The sequence below is a fragment of the Actinopolyspora mortivallis DSM 44261 genome, from assembly GCF_000384035.1.
GTDB lineage: Bacteria > Actinomycetota > Actinomycetes > Mycobacteriales > Pseudonocardiaceae > Actinopolyspora > Actinopolyspora mortivallis.
Genome location: NZ_KB913024.1, coordinates 581,831 through 598,253, shown reverse-complemented (window position 1 = coordinate 598,253; position 16,423 = coordinate 581,831). Strand labels below are relative to the sequence as shown.

Annotated in this window: 14 protein-coding genes; 5 read left to right on the top strand and 9 right to left on the bottom strand. The window is 69.6% G+C overall.

What is annotated here, in order from left to right; all coding sequences use genetic code 11:
• Window positions 1-108: 108 nt before the first annotated feature.
• Entirely contained in the window at window positions 109-606 is a 498-nt protein-coding gene (locus ACTMO_RS0102965; protein WP_019853171.1) for a DUF6879 family protein, read from the bottom strand.
• Window positions 597-869 (bottom strand): hypothetical protein, encoded by a 273-nt coding sequence (locus ACTMO_RS20140; protein ID WP_033401484.1) that lies wholly within the window; start codon window positions 867-869, stop codon window positions 597-599. The genes ACTMO_RS0102965 and ACTMO_RS20140 overlap by 10 nt, the downstream gene beginning before the upstream one ends.
• Before the next feature lie 227 nt (window positions 870-1,096).
• Between ACTMO_RS20140 and ACTMO_RS22200 the strand changes: the two genes are divergently transcribed.
• Complete coding sequence (locus ACTMO_RS22200) at window positions 1,097-2,209, top strand: methyltransferase domain-containing protein (protein ID WP_033401483.1); 1,113 nt, start codon at window positions 1,097-1,099, stop codon at window positions 2,207-2,209.
• A 201-nt stretch (window positions 2,210-2,410) separates the two neighbouring features.
• Here ACTMO_RS22200 and ychF read toward each other — a convergent pair whose 3' ends face one another.
• On the bottom strand, window positions 2,411-3,490 hold the full coding sequence (ychF, locus tag ACTMO_RS0102945; RefSeq protein ID WP_019853166.1) for a redox-regulated ATPase YchF: 1,080 nt from the start codon (window positions 3,488-3,490) through the stop codon (window positions 2,411-2,413).
• Window positions 3,491-3,583: 93 nt separating this feature from the next.
• Window positions 3,584-3,736, bottom strand: coding sequence for a hypothetical protein (locus tag ACTMO_RS22755; protein WP_157062776.1), 153 nt, complete (start codon window positions 3,734-3,736; stop codon window positions 3,584-3,586).
• A gap of 293 nt (window positions 3,737-4,029) precedes the next feature.
• Between ACTMO_RS22755 and ACTMO_RS0102935 the strand changes: the two genes are divergently transcribed.
• From ACTMO_RS0102935 to ACTMO_RS0102925, 3 genes are all read left to right on the top strand, one after another.
• The gene (locus ACTMO_RS0102935; RefSeq protein ID WP_019853164.1) at window positions 4,030-4,374 is read left to right on the top strand and encodes a hypothetical protein; all 345 of its coding nucleotides are present in this window, start codon (window positions 4,030-4,032) and stop codon (window positions 4,372-4,374) included.
• Between the two features lie 92 nt (window positions 4,375-4,466).
• Entirely contained in the window at window positions 4,467-6,047 is a 1,581-nt protein-coding gene (locus ACTMO_RS0102930; RefSeq protein ID WP_019853163.1) for a bifunctional transcriptional activator/DNA repair enzyme AdaA, read from the top strand.
• Entirely contained in the window at window positions 6,044-6,541 is a 498-nt protein-coding gene (locus ACTMO_RS0102925; protein ID WP_019853162.1) for a methylated-DNA--[protein]-cysteine S-methyltransferase, read from the top strand. The genes ACTMO_RS0102930 and ACTMO_RS0102925 overlap by 4 nt, the downstream gene beginning before the upstream one ends.
• Before the next feature lie 49 nt (window positions 6,542-6,590).
• On the opposite strand, the gene ACTMO_RS0102920 is transcribed toward ACTMO_RS0102925, so the two are convergent.
• From ACTMO_RS0102920 to ACTMO_RS0102910, 3 genes are all read right to left on the bottom strand, one after another.
• Window positions 6,591-7,937 carry a DUF2252 domain-containing protein gene (locus tag ACTMO_RS0102920; protein ID WP_019853161.1) on the bottom strand — a complete coding sequence of 449 codons (1,347 nt, stop codon included), beginning with the start codon at window positions 7,935-7,937 and terminating at the stop codon, window positions 6,591-6,593.
• Window positions 7,938-8,071: 134 nt separating this feature from the next.
• A complete protein-coding gene (locus ACTMO_RS0102915) occupies window positions 8,072-11,029 on the bottom strand; it encodes an AAA family ATPase (protein ID WP_019853160.1) in 2,958 nt (985 codons plus the stop codon).
• A complete protein-coding gene (locus tag ACTMO_RS0102910) occupies window positions 11,026-12,204 on the bottom strand; it encodes an exonuclease SbcCD subunit D (RefSeq protein WP_019853159.1) in 1,179 nt (392 codons plus the stop codon). Before ACTMO_RS0102910 ends, ACTMO_RS0102915 begins: the two co-directional genes overlap by 4 nt.
• A gap of 184 nt (window positions 12,205-12,388) precedes the next feature.
• Between ACTMO_RS0102910 and ACTMO_RS0102905 the strand changes: the two genes are divergently transcribed.
• The gene (locus tag ACTMO_RS0102905) at window positions 12,389-13,321 is read left to right on the top strand and encodes a DNA recombination protein RmuC (RefSeq protein ID WP_019853158.1); all 933 of its coding nucleotides are present in this window, start codon (window positions 12,389-12,391) and stop codon (window positions 13,319-13,321) included.
• A 21-nt stretch (window positions 13,322-13,342) separates the two neighbouring features.
• Here the strand turns inward: ACTMO_RS0102905 and ACTMO_RS0102900 are convergent, their stop codons facing one another.
• Window positions 13,343-14,833 carry an FGGY-family carbohydrate kinase gene (locus ACTMO_RS0102900; protein WP_026448811.1) on the bottom strand — a complete coding sequence of 497 codons (1,491 nt, stop codon included), beginning with the start codon at window positions 14,831-14,833 and terminating at the stop codon, window positions 13,343-13,345.
• A gap of 47 nt (window positions 14,834-14,880) precedes the next feature.
• A complete protein-coding gene (locus ACTMO_RS0102895; RefSeq protein WP_019853156.1) occupies window positions 14,881-16,296 on the bottom strand; it encodes an L-fucose/L-arabinose isomerase family protein in 1,416 nt (471 codons plus the stop codon).
• Window positions 16,297-16,423: the final 127 nt, after the last annotated feature.

The following is a 16,423-nucleotide window of genomic DNA, read 5'->3' as shown; positions in this document are numbered from 1 at the left end:
GTATGGGGACTTGATCTTGTGGTGAGACCAGTCCTACCAGGGGCTCTCCGCCTCATCCCAGCGCATCCATGCCACCGATCTCAAGCGTCCGCTACGACCTCGCTGAGATCACTTCAGTGACACGGCGTGCGCGAGTGCGATGTCTCGCCACTTCAGGTACTGGTCCAGGTCCGGGTCTTCCAACTTGTCCACGTTGATCAAGGTCCCATCCGGACGGAAGTTGAGATCAACCACCGTCTCATCATCGAAGACCCAAAAATCCTGCGACGGAAGGGAAAGCTCAAGGTCCGTCAGGTCAAGGATACGGATGTCTTCCCCGGCTTCGATGTTGCCGGGAATGGCCCAATCCAGTTGGAACCGCTGGTACTCCGTGAGCGGCTGCCGGACGGTACGGACACGGCCGATGGTCTTCCCGGCGTTGACGGCCTTCCGCACGGTTTCGTGCCAGGTGGCGTTATGCCCCTCCGGCTTCGGCTCCCCAGCGCACCACCGGTTGAGGTTGTCTTGCTCGTTCGGCATGGCATAGGTCGGTTGCGTCTCGAACCGCCACGCCGTCCGCTTGTAGTCGGTGAGGTACTGACCGAACTGTTCACCGTCTAGGAGCATTTCAGAGCCTCCCTGAGCCGCTGGACCGTCTCCACGCTGCCGGACTCGGCGAACGCGGTCACTGCACCGAGAACGATGTCAGGGGGAAGCTCCACGGCCGTCTCCCCCTCCCCCAGCGTCAGCCCGTCCGCCGTGGGCACATGGCCGCCCTGCACCACCGCTGTTTGCCGGTCCGAGACGTACACGGCCGGGCACGTGCCGTTCTCACAGCCGGACACCCTCCGAAGTTTCATGGATACAGGTTCGAACACCGATGCGATCACGACAAGGCTTAGTCACGATCTCGCATAACTCCGTCGGACTCAGTGCGTTCCGTGACAGTCCTGCTTCCGGCAGTCTGAAAGGGACCGATTCCAAAACAGGAGGATTGAAATGGGGAAGCGAGACTCGGACCGGGATGGACAGGGCAACCCGCAGCCGGAGAAATGGGAGAACTGGGGCAGTAAGGACGACGGCAACAAACACGAGGACGACGAGAAATGAGGCGTCTATGATCATGACTGAATGGCACGAACGGCTGTCCGTGCCACGTGAGCCGTTCATCCCGCCTGTGGTGTGGGTCGATGATCCCGCTACCGGTGGATTCGCCGCCGTGTCTCGCGAAACCGAGGGCTCTCGGTGGCGTGAGCTGGTCAACGCGGATGAGCCAATCATCACGCAGGTGGACGATGGAAGAACCACATCCGGCGACGTGGGGCTACAACCGTCCAGTTCATGCAGTCAGCCATCGCTTGTGGCGAATATGCTCGACGCACTCGACGTACGCCAAGGACACCGGGTACTGGAGATCGGCACCGGAACCGGCTGGAACGCGGCCCTGCTGAGTGATCGTGCCGGTCAAGCTGAACGAGTCGTCTCGGTAGAAGTCGATCCACACCTGGCTGATTCCGCGCGCCACGCCTTGAAAAATGCTGGATACACCCCGTTGGTAGTGACAGCGGATGGAACCGAGGGGTATCCGCCGGAAGCTCCCTATGATCGCGTGATTGCCACCGCGTCCATCCACACGGTTCCACGAGCGTGGATCGAACAGACACGCCCGTGTGGGCTGATAGTGGCCCCATGGGGAACGGATTACTGCAACGGTGCTCTTATTCGACTGGAAGTCCATGAGAACGGTTCGGCGTCCGGCCGATGCGGGATGAACGTCGCTTTCATGCGTGTGCGCCAGCAACGTCGGTACTTCCTTGATCCGGACGAGATAGAGCAGCTCCAAGCGGACAGGACAACGACCGTACGCAGTGGCGCGGAGCTGTTCGACATGACCGCTTTTCCCCGCGCTGCGTTCACGATCGGGCTCCGGGTACCGCACTGCTACCTCACTACCGAGGAGCTGGACGACGATCACAGAATGATCGAACTGCACGACGTGCGTTCGGGCTCATGGGCTCAGGTCGCGATGGTTCGTGGTGCCGACTCGTTCGGGGTTCGCCAACTCGGCCCTCGCCGACTGTGGGATGAAGTGGACGCGGCCTACTCATGGTGGCTTCATGCGGACAGCCCTACACCGGACCGATACGGATTGACGGTGGCGCCAGACGGTACACACACGGTGTGGCTCGACACACCGAACAGTGATAATCGCTGGTCACTGGCGCATTGAACGAAAAAGCACTCCTCATTGAGTCTTCTGCCGGAAAGGACGTCGTCTCTCCGATGTTCGGTCAGCACCAAGTCAGCACGGGAGCGAGCAACAGCGGGGAACCGGAGCGACAAACCGGCTCGCCAGACGGTTTCGCACCATCGCTGACCAGCAAGTCCGACGCCCCCGAGCGGAAGCGACACAAGCCCCGGGACTACTGCCTCAGACGTTGAACCGAAACTCCACCACGTCGCCGTCCCGCATCACGTACTCCTTGCCTTCGAGGCGGACCTTGCCCGCCGAGCGGGCGGCGTTCATCGAGCCCGCCTCCACCAGCTCCTCGTACGAGATGATCTCTGCCTTGATGAAGCCGCGCTGGAAGTCGGTGTGGATGGCCCCGGCCGCCTCCGGCGCGGTCGCACCCTGCCGGATCGTCCAGGCGCGGGCCTCCTTCGGCCCGGCGGTGAGGAAGGTCTGCAAACCGAGGGTGTGGAAACCGGCCCTGGCCAGGGCGTGCAGCCCCGGCTCCTCCTGCCCCACCGACTCCAGCAGCTCGCGGGCCGACTCCTCGTCGAGCTCCACCAGCTCCGACTCGACCTTGGCGTCCAGGAACACCGCGTCGCCCGGGGCGACCAGCTCGCGCAGTTCGGCGATCCGGTCCTTGTCCGCCAGCACTCCCTCGTCGCAGTTGAACACGTACAGGAAGGGTTTGGTGGTCAGCAGGTTCAGCTCGGCCAGCTCGGGAACCTCACGGCCCTTGCCGGCGGAGAACAGGGTGCGTCCCTCCTCCAGGACCTCCTTGGCCGCCTGCACGGCCTCCACGGCGGGCCTGCGCTCCTTCTTGGTGCGCGCCTCCTTCTCCAGCCGGGGCAGCGCCTTCTCCAGGGTTTGCAGGTCGGCGAGGATCAGCTCGGTGTTGATCGTCTCGATGTCACTGGACGGGTTGACCTGCCCGTCGACGTGAACCACGTTTGAGTCGTCGAACACGCGGATGACCTGGCAGATCGCGTCCGCCTCCCGGATGTTGGCCAGGAACTGGTTGCCCAGCCCCTGCCCCTCCGAGGCTCCCTGCACGATCCCGGCGATGTCCACGAACGAGACCGTGGCCGGCACGGTGCGGGCGGACTCGAACATCTCGGCGAGCTTGTCCAACCGCTGGTCCGGCAGCGGGACCACACCGACGTTGGGTTCGATGGTGGCGAACGGGTAGTTCGCCGCGACGGCTTCGTTGCGGGTCAGCGCGTTGAACAGGGTGGACTTGCCCACGTTGGGCAGGCCGACGATTCCGAGAGTGAGGCTCACAGCTGTCCAAGTCTAGGAGCCCGCCCGCGATCACGGTCAGACGGTCGGGCCAACACCGGCGGCCGGGGCCCACACGCGAAACCCCGGCGGAGCTCAGTAACCCCCGTCGTCCTGCTCGCCGTCCTCCTGTTCCTGCTCCTGCTGTTCACCACCACCACCGGTGTCGTCGCAGGCCGCGCCGAGCAGCAGCGCCACGGTCGCCGCAACGGCCCCCACCACGCGTCTGACGTACATCCCCCTGGTCATGGTCGAAACGGTACGACCTTCCGGCCCGGCTCGCAGTCCGGCACGGCCCCGACCAGCTCCCGACTCCCGCCGGCGACGGCGTTTTCGCCCCTGTCAAGCGGATCTCCGAGAACTCACCCGCGCGGACAGCTTCTTCCCTCGAAAGCAATTCCGGTCATTCCCCTTCGGGTGATTTCCGGAAATCGCTCTCCCCCAGTGAGAAAGAACGGAACAGAATCATCCCGGAAGTTCCGCTCCGCCCGGCGGGAATCCGTCGGCGAATCACGATCATCCGAGCTTTCCAGGAGGTTCCCGTGTCCGCTCCCCGTTTCTCCGCCACGCTGGCCGCACTCGCCCTCTCCGGAATCACCGCGCTGGGAGTCCTCCCCGCGGCGACGGCCGCACCGTCCGCGCACTCCGCCGAAACGGCCGTTTCCGCGAAGGAGACCACCGCCCCCAAGTGCATCACGGACCGACAGGACAAGGGAAAGGTATACACCACGGTCTGGGTCACCAACGAGTGCAAGCGCTACCACCGGATCAAACTCATCATGGCCCGGGGCGCCGACAGCAGGTGCTTCTCCATCCGCCCGGGCCAGACACGCAAGAACGTCTCCCGAGGAGTCAGCCCCTATCTGGACCGGATCATCCTGTGCTGATCCGCTGAGCACGATCCCGCAACCACCGGCTACCCACCCGTGAACCACGCCGTCCTCGGTGCCGCGCCGAGGGCGGCCCCACCAACACCAGCGTGTCCGATTCCCGCCAGTACTTCCCCTCCGACGGTGGCACGATCGGAGACGTGCTGGTCACCACCGAACAGGCCTACCGGGCCGTCACCTCTCGCGACCCCCGGTTCGACGGCTGCTTCGTCACCGCCGTGCGCAGCACCGGCATCTACTGTCGACCCTCGTGCCCGGCACGCACCCCCAAAGCCGACAACATCGTGTTCTTCCCCACCACGGCAGCCGCCCAACAGGCCGGATACCGGGCCTGCAAGCGCTGCCTGCCCGACGCCGTGCCCGGCTCACCCGAGTGGAACCTGCGGGCCGACCTGGCCGGCAGGGCCGTGCGCCTGATCGACGACGGCACCGTGGACCGGGAGGGAGTGGGCGGGCTCGCCGCCCGACTCGGCTACTCCCCCAGACACCTCAACCGGGTGCTCACCGCGGAGCTGGGAGCGGGACCACTCGCCCTGGCCCGCGCGCACCGGGCCCACACCGCGCGGCTGTTGATCGAACGGAGCGGACTCGCCTTCGGCGACATCGCCCACGCCGCCGGTTTCGCCAGCCTGCGGCAGTTCAACGACACCGTCCGGGAGGTCTTCGCCGCCACACCCACCGAACTGCGCCGCGCGACGAAACGCCCCTCCACGGCAGGGGTTGCCGCCGGAACCCTGCGGCTGCGACTGCCCGCACGCCTGCCCTTCGACGGCCCCGGAACCCTACGGCGACTCGCCGCCCGGGCCGTGCCCGGAGTGGAGTGGGGATCGGCCGGCCACTACGGGCGCACCCTGCGGCTGCCCCACGGCACCGGGAGCGTCGAGCTGACCCCGGCTCCCACTCACGTCTCCACCACGCTGCACCTGACCGACCTGCGGGACCTCGGCAGCGCGGTGAACAGGCTGCGACGTCTGCTGGACCTGGACTGCGATCCGGTGGCCGTGGACGAGACCCTCGGTCGCGACCCGTTCCTGGCGGAGGCCGTGGCGGGCACCCCCGGAGCACGGCTGCTGGGCAGCGTCGACGGAGCGGAAGCAGCGCTGCGCGCGGTACTGCGTCAACAGCTGTCCCCCCGGCAGGCCCGGCGGCGGGCGGGCTGGTGGGCCGCCGAACTCGGCGAACCGGTGGCTACCACGGAGGGCGGCACGGCCAGGCTGTTCCCCACCCCCCGACAGCTGGTCGAGCAGGCGGCCCACCTGTTCCCCACGGCAGAGGACGAGCCTGCGCGCGAGCTGGCCGAGCGGCTCGCCGAAGGGCAGCTGCACATCCATCCGGGACGCGACGGCACGGAACTGCGTGCCGAGCTGCGGAACGTGCCCGGGCTCACCGCCCGCACGGCCGAACGGATCAGCGCCCGGGTGCTCGGGGAACCCGACACCCTCGTCCTCACCGACGCCGTGCTGCGCGGGGCGAGGCGGTCGGGACTGCCGACGGAGGCGGACCGCCTGCAACGGCACTCCCACGCCTGGTCCCCGTGGCGCTCCTACGCCGCCGAACACCTGCGCCGGATCGCCGACGAAGCCACGGGGGTGAGCACGCCGCCCGCCTCCCGCGCGGACACCGCGAACCCACCCGACGAACACCGTCCTCGCGAAGGGAAACCGACATGATCGCCCACTGGACCACCCACGACACCGACTTCGGCCCGTTCACCGTCCTCGTCGACCACCAGGGAGCCGTGCTGGCCTCCGGCTGGACCGCCGGGGTGGAGGAACTGCTCCCGCTGGTCGCGGCGCCGCTGCGCCCCACAGAACTCCGGCGGAGCACCGACCTCGGCGAGGTGAGCAGCGCCGTGACCCGCTACCACGCGGGAGAGCCGGAGGCCGTCGACGGGATCCCCGTGCGCCAGCGCTCCGGAGCGTTCCGCCAGCACGCCTGGGAGATCCTGCGCCGCGTCCCGGCGGGCAGCACCGTCACCTACGGGCGCTACGCGGAACTGGCAGGCAGCCCCCGAGCCGCACGGGCCGCCGCCGCTGCCTGCGCGAACAACGCGGCCGCCCTGTTCGTGCCCTGCCACCGGGTGCTGCGCGGGGACGGTTCGCTCGGCGGTTTCCGCTGGGGAACCGACCTCAAGGCGCGGCTGCTCGACCACGAACGGCGCTGACCCACCCCCGTGCGTGCCCACCCACGGGAGGCACGGGGCGTCTTCCGACTCACTCGCGCGTGGCGGAGACGTTGCCGATCTCGCCGTGCCGGAAGGCGTCCACGAACAGCCGGTAGTCGTCGCGCACCACGTCGGCGTACTCCATCGCGAACCGGCACAGCCACTCGGCGAACTCGTCCTCACGGCCGTCCAGTACCTTCAGGATCGCGTCCTCGGTCTGGAACGGAACCAGGGTCTGGTCGGAGTCCGAGTCGGAGACGCAGTGGATCTTGGCCACGGCCCGACCCAGGTAGTCCACCACGGGTCGGATCTCGTCCGGCTCGGTCAGCTCACTCCAGTCCAGGTCGGAGACGTACGGCGAGACCTCGGAGACCACGTAGCCCACCCCGTCGATGTCGGTGTAGCCGAGCAACGCGTCGGCGTGGGCCTGCAACGCCCGTTGGGACAGGGCGGTGCGCTCACCGTGGTGTCGGAAGTACCGCCGGATCCGCTCGTCGGGGACCACGGCGGCGGGGGCGGCCACGTTGGCCTGCTTCATGGACAGGATCAGGTCGTTCTCCAGCGCCTCGTTCTCGCCCTCCAACAGCAGGCTGTAGGCGGGCAGCCCGGCACTGCCGATCCCGAAACCGCTGCGGCCCACGATGTCCTTGACCCCGTAGGCGATCTCACTCATCTTCTTGTCCTGCGGGATGGTGGTGAGATAGCGCCGGTAGGCGTCGAGGACGCGTTCGTACTCCTGCTCGGAGAGCCTGCGCACGCCTGGGCCGTCGCGGAAACGGCGGTCGAACCCTTCGGTCTCGGTCTCCCGGTCCAGCAGACCCGACCTGCTGCGCAACCGCGCCTGTCGCAGCACCTCGCGGATCGGGCCGTCGGTGGTGCGCAGGTTCAGCGAGAACGCCGCGTCGTTGCCGCCCTCGACGAAACGACGCACCTGGTCGACGTAGGAACGCGTGGCTCCGGTGACGAAGCTCTCGATGTCGTCGTCCGGCAGCGCCTTGCTCCAGCCGATCAGTGCGAGACTGGCGGCGAAGCGTTGCAGGTCCCAGGTGAAGTGGCCCAGATACGCCTCGTCGAAGTCGTTGACGTCGAAGATGAGCACGCCCTCGCCGTCCATGTAGGTGCCGAAGTTCTCCGCGTGCAGGTCGCCCTGGATCCACACCCGCCCGGTGCGCTCGTCCGCCCACGGGTCGCTCATCCGAGCCACGTCGGAGTAGAACAGGCACGCCGTTCCCCGGTAGAAGGCGAACGGAGAGGCCGCCATCTTGCGGAACTTGGTGCGGAAGGCCGCCGGTTTGTTCCGCATCAGATCCGAGAACGTCCCGACGAGGGTGTCGACGATGCGCCGACGACGGGCGTCCGGATCGTGGATCTCCAGCATGGCGGACAGCTCGGACATGTCTCGACCTTTCCGACCCCACCACCGGGGTCCGCGTCGTTCGTTTCCTGCGCGAGCGGCGTTCACCGCGGCACGGGCGGGAAACCGGGGCGCTGCCGTGTGCACGGGGCCTTCCGGCTGCCGATCGACCGTGCTCAGGACTCGATCCCCAACGACGAACCGCTGCGGGACTTGCGCACCCGCAGCCGCACCGGGATGCGTTGCCGCAGCTCGTCCACGTGCGAGACCAGGCCCACCACCCGCCCCCCGGCGCGGAGTTCGTCCAACGCGTCCATCACCAGATCGAGTGTATCCCCGTCGAGGGTTCCGAAACCCTCGTCGATGAACAACGTGTCCAACATCGCTCCCCCCGCCTCGGCTCCGACCACGTCCGCCAACCCCAGCGCCAGGGACAACGAGGCCAGGAAGGTCTCTCCCCCGGACAACGTCCTCGTCGAACGGCTGCGCCCCGAGTAGTCGTCGCGCACCCGCAGGTCCAGCCCGCCCCGTTTGCCGTGCGGGCCCTGCTCGTCGGAGTGCTCGAAGGAGTAACGCCCGTCGCTCATGTGCCGCAGGCGCACGGTGGCCGCCTCGGCGACCTGCTCCAACCGGGCCGCGAGCACGTAGGAACGCAGGGTCATGCGGCGCGCGTTCTGCCCCCGCCCGTTGATCACGTCGGTCAGCGCGTCCAGTTCGGCGAACTCCGCCTCGACCGGTTCGAGCCGCGCGTGGACCCGGCGCAGTTCACCGCCGAGCTCGGCGATCTCGGTGGCGCGACGTTCCAGGTCGGCGGCCACGGTGCCCGCCTCCTCGGCCCGCAGCCGAGCCCGTTCGGCCTCCGCAGCGGCCTCCTCCACGTCCACCTCGGCCTCGGGGTCCACCCCGGCGAGTTCGTCCAACGTGGCCCTGGCCGCTGCCTCCCGGCGCCGCACCCGCGCCAGCCACTCGTCCACCTCGTCGATCCGCCGCCGCTCGCGGGCAGCCTCCAGGGCCTCCTCGGCGGTGGCGAACCCGTTCTCGACGGCCACCCGCTCGCGGGCCCGTCGTTGTTCGGCCTCCCGCTCCAGGGCCCGTTCGTGCTCGTCGCGGGCGGTGGCCACCCGGTCGAGGTGTTCGGCCCGGTCGATCAGGCTGTTCCGCCGCGCCGCGACCGTGTCGAACTCACCCCGCGCCGCCCGCAACCGCTGCCGCCGTTGTTCGATCGCGGCCAGCAGCGAGTCCCGCGCGGACCGGTTGGCGCTGATCCTGTTGGCGAGTTCGACCCGGTCGCCGTTCACCCGTTCGACGTCGGCCTCCAGCTCCGCGAGCCGTTCGGCGCGGGTGTGGCGCTGCTCGACCAACTCCTCCAACTCGGCCCGTTCGGCGCTGACCCGCTCGTACTCCTCCCGCAGCGGGGGCTCCGTCCTGTCGGACAGCTGTTCGCGCAGCCGTGCGCACTCCCGCTCGGCCTCCTCCAACGTCGCGCGTTCCTCGTCGCGGCGGCGCTGGGCGAGCGCCTCGGCCTCGCGGGCCCGCCGCTCGTCCTCGGATCCGACCGACTGCTCCGCCGGATCGGCCGGGTCCGGGTGCCGGGTGGCCCCGCACACGGGGCAGGCCGTGCCCTCGCACAGGTCCCCGGCCAGCTCGGCCGCCATACCGGCGAGTCGGCGTTCCCGCACGTCCTGGAGGTGTTCCCGCGCGGTCTGGTGCTCGTCCACCGCCCGCTGGGCCCGCAGTCGGGCCTCGGCGCACCGCGCGTCCGCCTCGGGAAGCTCCCGCGCCGCACGTAGCGCCTCCTCCAGCTCAGCACACCGCGCGGTGAGTGTCTCCAGCCGTTGTGGAGCCTGTTCCGCCTCCCGCGAGCGGGCACGGGCCCGTTCGATCTCCTCGGGCAGGTGGCCCTGCCGCTCGGCCAGTTCCGCGTCCGCGGCGGAGTCGGCGGCGATCTCCTCCTCCAGCTCGGCGACCCGGCGCTGGTCGTGGTGCTGCTGCTCGGCCTCGGCCTCCCGCTCGGCGAGCACGGCCGCCTCCTCCCGCAGCTCCACGGCCCACGCACGCAGCGTCTCCGCGGGCTCGGCCTCCCGCGTGGCGTCGACGTCGGGACACTCGGTGCGGGCCTGGCGCAGCAGTCGTTCGCACTCCCGCAGACGCCGGAGACCGGTCTCCCACTCCCGGTCGGCGTTGACCACAGCCACCGCCCGGCGGGCCGCGTCGAGTTCCGCCTCGCACCGCCGGACGGTGTCCTCCTGCCCGGAGAGTTCGGTGAGTTCGGCGGTGGCCCTGCGGGCTCTGTCCACCTTGTCCGCGAGTTCCCGTCGCGCCGTCAGGGTCCGCTCGGCCCCCTCACGCTCCCGGTCCAGCCGCCGGTGCTCGGCGCGGGCGTTCTCCCCACGTCGGACGAGGTCCTTCTCGAGTTCGTCCAGCCACCGCACCCGGTCCGCGTCGGCGTCCGGTTCCTCGCCCGCCACCTGGGTGATCCGCGCCACCAGCCGGTCGGCCTCGGCCCGGACGCGTTCCAGTTCCCCGCCGCGCAGCTGCCGGGTCTCCTTGAACCAACGTTCCACCTCGGAGTAGCGGCCCGTGCCGAACAGCTGCTCCAGCAGGTCGGCGCGCTGCCCGGCGTCGGCCCGCAGGAACCTGGCGAAGTCGCCCTGGGGCAGCAGGGCCACGTGGCAGAACTGTTCGGCGCTCATCCCCAGCAGGCGTCGCACGGTCTGCCCCACCTCCCGCGCGCGGGTCAACCCTTCCCGGGGTTCCCCCTCGGGGGGTTGGGACAGCCAGGACAGCGAGACACTGTGCTGCACGTCGGTGTGGCCGGAGCCGTCCCTCTTCAGCCTGCGGTACTCGGGGTTGCGTTCCAGCCGCAGCCGGTGTCCCCGCACGCTCAGCTCCAGGGCCACCCAGGTCCGCGCCCCGGGTTCGGCCGTGTCGCAGCGCAGCGCCTTGGCCTGGTTACGTGCCCCGGGCACCTCGCCGTAGAGGGCGAACACGATCGCGTCCAGCACGGTGGTCTTGCCCGCGCCGGTGTCCCCGTGCAGCAGGAACAGCCCGTCCGCGCCCAGTTCGTCGAAGTCGACCGCCTGCCGGTCCCGGAACGGGCCGAAGGCCGACAGCTCCAGCCGGTGCAGTCTCACCGCCGCACCTCCGAGGCCCCCACCTCGTCCAGGGCGCGGTCCAGCAGCGCGCACTCCGACTCGGACGGTTCCGTCCCCCGGCAGTTGGTCACGAAGTCCCGCACGATCCGCCGTTCGTCCCGTCCACGCACCGCCTCCGAGTAGCGCAGCGGCGCCCGGGCCCTTCCCTCGGCGGGGCGCCACTCCATGTGCACCGCGTAGGGGAAGCGTCGTCGCAGTCTGCGCATCCCGTCCAACGGCCGGGACTCGTCGGTGACCACGGCGGAGACATAGCAGTCCACGAACGGCTCGTACCGCCGGTCCTGGAGCAGGCTGTCCAACTCTCCCTCCAGGGTGGCCAGTTCCCGGGGCACGGGAAGCTCGTGGCGGCGCACCGGTCCCAACCCTCGCTCGTCCAGTTCGACCAGCCACACCGACTTGCGTTGCCGTGCCTCGGAGAAGGAGTAGGCCAGCGGGCTGCCCGAGTAACGCACCCGTTCGGACACGCGCTGCGGGCCGTGCAGGTGCCCCAGGGCCACGTAGTCCACTCCCTCGAACACGTGGGCGGGGACCCGGTCCACCCCGCCCACGGTGATGTCGCGTTCCGAGTCGCTGCTCTGCGCCCCGGAGACGAACGCGTGAGCCAGCACCACCGACCTCGTGCCCGGGCGGGTGGCCAGCTCACCGCGCACCCGGTTCATCGCCTCCCCCAGCACGGCCTCGTGCCCCCGGGCGATCTCCTCCTCGGTCACGCCGGGAGCCGGGGTGGTACGCAGCACCTGCCGCGCCGGATCCGGTTCCAGGTAGGGCAGCCCGTAGAAGGCCACCGGCCCGTGCTCGTCGGTGAGCACCGTGGGCTCGTGCAGCCGCGAGGTCCTGGTGTGCAGGTGCAGCCCGCCCGCCGCGGCGAACTCGGCGAACGCCCCGACACGCTGCGGCGAGTCGTGGTTTCCCGGGGTGACCACCAGCCGCGCCCCCGCCTTCCGGATGCGTTCCAGCACGTCCACGCACAGCTGGACCGCCTCGCCGGAGGGCACCGAGCGGTCGTAGAGGTCCCCGGCGACCACGACCACGTCCACGCCTTCGGAACGGACCAGCTCGGCCACCTCGGAAAGCACCCGCCACTGTTCCTCCAGCAGGTCGTGTCCGTGGAAGGTGCGGCCGATGTGCCAGTCGGAGGTGTGCAGCAGGCGCATGGCGGAAACGTTATCGACCGATCCCGGGGGCCGGAGACCCCGGTGGAACGCATCCCCGGAACTCACCCCATAGGGCGAAAGCGTCGGGCAGGATCGACGGAACACCGTCACGAAACGTTCTCGGCACCGAGAATCGGGCGGAAGGACCGACAACCACCATCGGCGAAAGCCGGAAGGAGTACTCGTGGGAACGGGATTTCTCGGAGTCGTGCTCGGCGTGGCCGTGCTGGTGCTGGCCGGGGCGCTGGTGATGCTGTGGCGGCTCTACACCGACAACGCGCGCCGCGCCGACGAGACGCTCCGGATGCTGGAGGCCGAACGTTCCCGCAGTGCCCAGCACCAGGAGGCCCTGCGCCGCTACGAGATCACGTTCTCCTCGACACAGGGGCGCGGCGAACTCGGTGAACAGGCGCTGGTGCGCACCGCGACCGCCCTGGGCCTGCGGGAGGGCATCCACTTCACCCAGCAGACTGACATAGCCGGTGGAGGGGCCGCACGTCCCGACCTGGTGCTCACCGTGGGCGGAGGTCGCCGTGTTCCGGTGGACGCGAAAGCCAGCCTGGCGGTGTGGACCGAGGCGGTGGAAACCGACGACCCCGAGGAGCGCGACGAGGCGTTGCGGGTGCACGCCAGGAACATCCGTGCCCGGGCGAACGAACTGGCCAACAAGGACTACCGTCGGTGGGCCGACGCCGTGTACGGGACGGTCATGTTCGTGCCCTCCGACGCGGCCGTGGTGGCGGCCCTGGACACGGATCCGAACCTGCTGCCGTGGTTGCTGGAGCGGAGGATATTCCTCTGTGGACCCACCGGTTTCGCCGTGCTCGCCTCGGCCGCCGTGTTCGCCGCCACGGAACACGCCCTGAGCGAGGACATCGAACAGGTCCGCGCCCAGGCGGTGCGCGCCCAACGGGCGGCCGGTTCGGCGGTGGAGGCCGTCAACCTGTCCAGCACGCACCTGCAACGGTTCGTCTCGGCGCGGCGCAGGGAACTGGACGCGCTGGAGAACTTCCGTGGGGCGGTCCAGCCGCTGGTGGAGCTCTCCGACGCGACCGAGACCGACCGGGTGAAGCGGGACACGGAGTCCATCGCGGTCGACGGGGCCGAAGGCAACTAGGACTCGGTCCGCTCCCGGCCATCACCCGACGCGGCGCTGCTGCGCGGCCAGGAAGTGCGCGGTGTCCACCGTGCTCTCGTACAGCTTCCGGTAGTGCCGGTAGAACTCGGCGTAGCGGGCGGTGGCGGCCTCGTCGGGTTCGACCGTGTCGACCACCGGGTTCCAGTTCCGCGGGTCCACCGCCGTGTTCGTGGCCACCCCGGCCAGCAGGGCGTCGCCGTAGCAGGCCCCGACCGTCTCCGCGGGGATCGACTGCGGCCTGCCGGTCACGTCGGAGACGATGCGGGTCCACAGCCCGCCGGTGGTGCCGCCGCCCACCGCGACCAGTCGTTCGGCCGGTGCCCCGGAGTCGGCCATGACCTCGAGGTTGTGCCGCACCCCGTAGGCGATGCCCTCCAACGCGGCCCGGTACAGCTCGCCACGTCCGTGCGCGGTGGTCAACCCGCACACCGTCCCCCGCGCGTCCGGGTCGAACACCGGTGTGCGCTCCCCCGCGAAGTAGGGCAGCAGCAACAGTCCCCGGCTTCCCGGCGGAACCTCGGCGGCGGCCCGCAGCAGTTCCCCGAACTCGCCGCCGAACAGACCCCGCATCCAGTCGGTCACCGCCCCCGAGGTCGCCATCCCGGCCGCCAGCGTGTAGGTGTCCGGGTAGGCGCCCCGGGTGCTCCACAGCGCCGGGTGGGCCAGCGGCTCACGCACCACCTGCACGAAGAACATCGTGGTGCCGTACATCAGCATCAGATCGCCCGGCTCCCGCACACCGACGCTGGCCGCCTCGGCCCAGGCGTCCACGGTGCCCGCGGTGACCGGCAGTCCCTCGGGCAGCCCGGTCTCGGCCGCCGCCCGCCGACCCACGTGTCCCACCACCTCGGTCGGCCAGGCGAGGTCGGGCAGCTCGACCCCGGGGGCGACCCGTTCGGCCCAATCGGGGAACCAGCGTCCGCCACGCAGGTCGTAGATCGGGTCACACTGGCTGGCCGAGTGGTGGTCGAGCACGTAACGGCCGGTGAGCCGATGCACCAGGTAGGAGCCACACATCAGCAGTTTGGACGTGTTCCGGTACACCTCGGGTTCGTTCTTGGCCAGCCAGCGGATCTTCGGTCCGATCGCCTGACTGCTCAGCGCGGAGCCCCCGTGCCGCAGGATCTCCGTGCCGCCCAGTTCCTCCTCCAGCTCGGAGATCTCGGTGGTGGCCCTGGTGTCGACCCCGTACAGGATCGCCGGGCGCAGCGGGGAACCACACTCGTCGGCGGGCACCAGCACCGGTCCGATACCGCTGAGGCCGAGTCCGGCCAGGGACCTTCCCCCGGCAGCGGGCAGCAGCTCGGCGATCAGCTCGGTGAAGTCGTTCCACCAGATCTCCTCCGGGTCGTGTTCCACCCACCCCGGCCGGGGGTACCGCGTGGCGTGCCCGCGTTCGGCCCGGGCGAGCACCTTGCCGCTGGCGGTGGTCAACACCCCCTTCGAGCCGGAGGTGCCGATGTCGATGCCCAACAGCGTCACGTCGGCCATCCGCGTTCTCCGTCCCTGGTGGTCAGTGCGTGGTTCCCGCTCGGCGCTCACCCACGGGTCCACTCCTCCAGTTCGATGTCGAGCTGCTCGGCCACCGCCCGCAGCTCCGCCCGGTGGTCACCGGGAACCGCGTGGATGTGGTTCGCCCCGAACCGGGACAGGAAGGTGTCGGCCGTGACGTCGAGTCTGGCGAAGGCGTGCGGCCACTCCGGTGTGGACAGGCGCATCAGCTCCTCGGTGGTCTCCGCGTCCGGCTCCACGAACTCGCCGAGCATCAGCTGCATCCGGTAGTCGCCGTCGCTGCGGGTGAGCCTGCCCAGGGTCATCGTGCCGGGGGCGGCCACGTGCCGCACCGAGGCGCCGCCCGCTGGGAAGAAGAACACCTCGGGGAACAGCTCGACCCTGGCCAGGTTGACGGCGGGATCGTCGCTGCGCGCCGCGAACCAGGTGGCGTGCTGGCCCGAGTTGCACAGGTCCCAGAGGTCGCGCTCGGAGTGGTAGTGCCGCACGTCGGCGAACAGCACCGGGGTGCCGGAGACGTGTCCGAACAGTTTCATGGTCAGCGCCCCGTCCATGTCGGCCTCGGTGGCGCAGACGTGCGGAGTCTTCGGCCCGTTCCAGTCGTAGGGGTCGTTGAGCAGGGCCTCGGTGACGTCCATGGTGGCGAAGTTCTCGGTCAGCTCCGGCTGGGCCTTGATCCCCGAGAAGTCCAGGCCCCGCTCGGCGATGATCTCCCGCACCGCCAGGTAGGAGCGGATCTGGCGTTCGAGCAGTTCCGGGGTGAGCTTGTCCCCGTCGTAGTGGACCGCGCCCACGTGCCGCTCCAACCACTCCCGCGCCGTGCCCACCTCCCCCTGGTCGGCGTGCCGCGCCCGCAGCACCAGCTCGTACTGGTCGATCTCCTCCACGTCCACCCCGAACAGCCGCTGCCACTGGTCGGTGTTGGCCACCGCCGTGTTCATGCCCATGGGGCGGCCACCGAAACGGCCGAACGTGCACCCCCGCAATCCCGCCACGGCGGAGGCGGCGGTGGCCAGCGCCCCGATGTCGGCCGCCAGCTCAGCGTCGTCCGGTTCACCCCAGAGTCGGTGGTGCCCACGCCCCACCTGGTCGAGCGCCCCTCCGGCCGCCAACATCCCCACCAGGCCGGGTTCGGTGGGGTCGGTGCTGGCCACCAGCGCCAACGGGGTCTCCAGCTCCCCGGCCGCGAGCATGGTGAACCGGGGAAAGGCCCACACCGCGTAGTACAGCACGGTGAGGTCCACCCCGGCGGAGGCCACGCGCCGCGCCGCGTCAGTGGCCCCCGGTCCGGAGGACAGCGGCTCGGACGTATCGACCACCTCGTGGCCGACCGAGCGCAGGGAGGCGACCAGTTCGGCCTGCTTGCGCCGGACGAAGTCCGCGTTCCTGGCGTGTACGTGATCCCTGCCGTCCGAAACGCTGAGCACGCCGATACGAGCCACGGCAACCCCAAACCCCGGTCGGAGACGACGGCCGTTCACCCTCGGGACACGAAACGATTCCGTTTCCGAACGACCCACGTGTCCTGGTAATCGTTTTCTCGGAAGTTATTCTCGTTCCGGGCGGGTG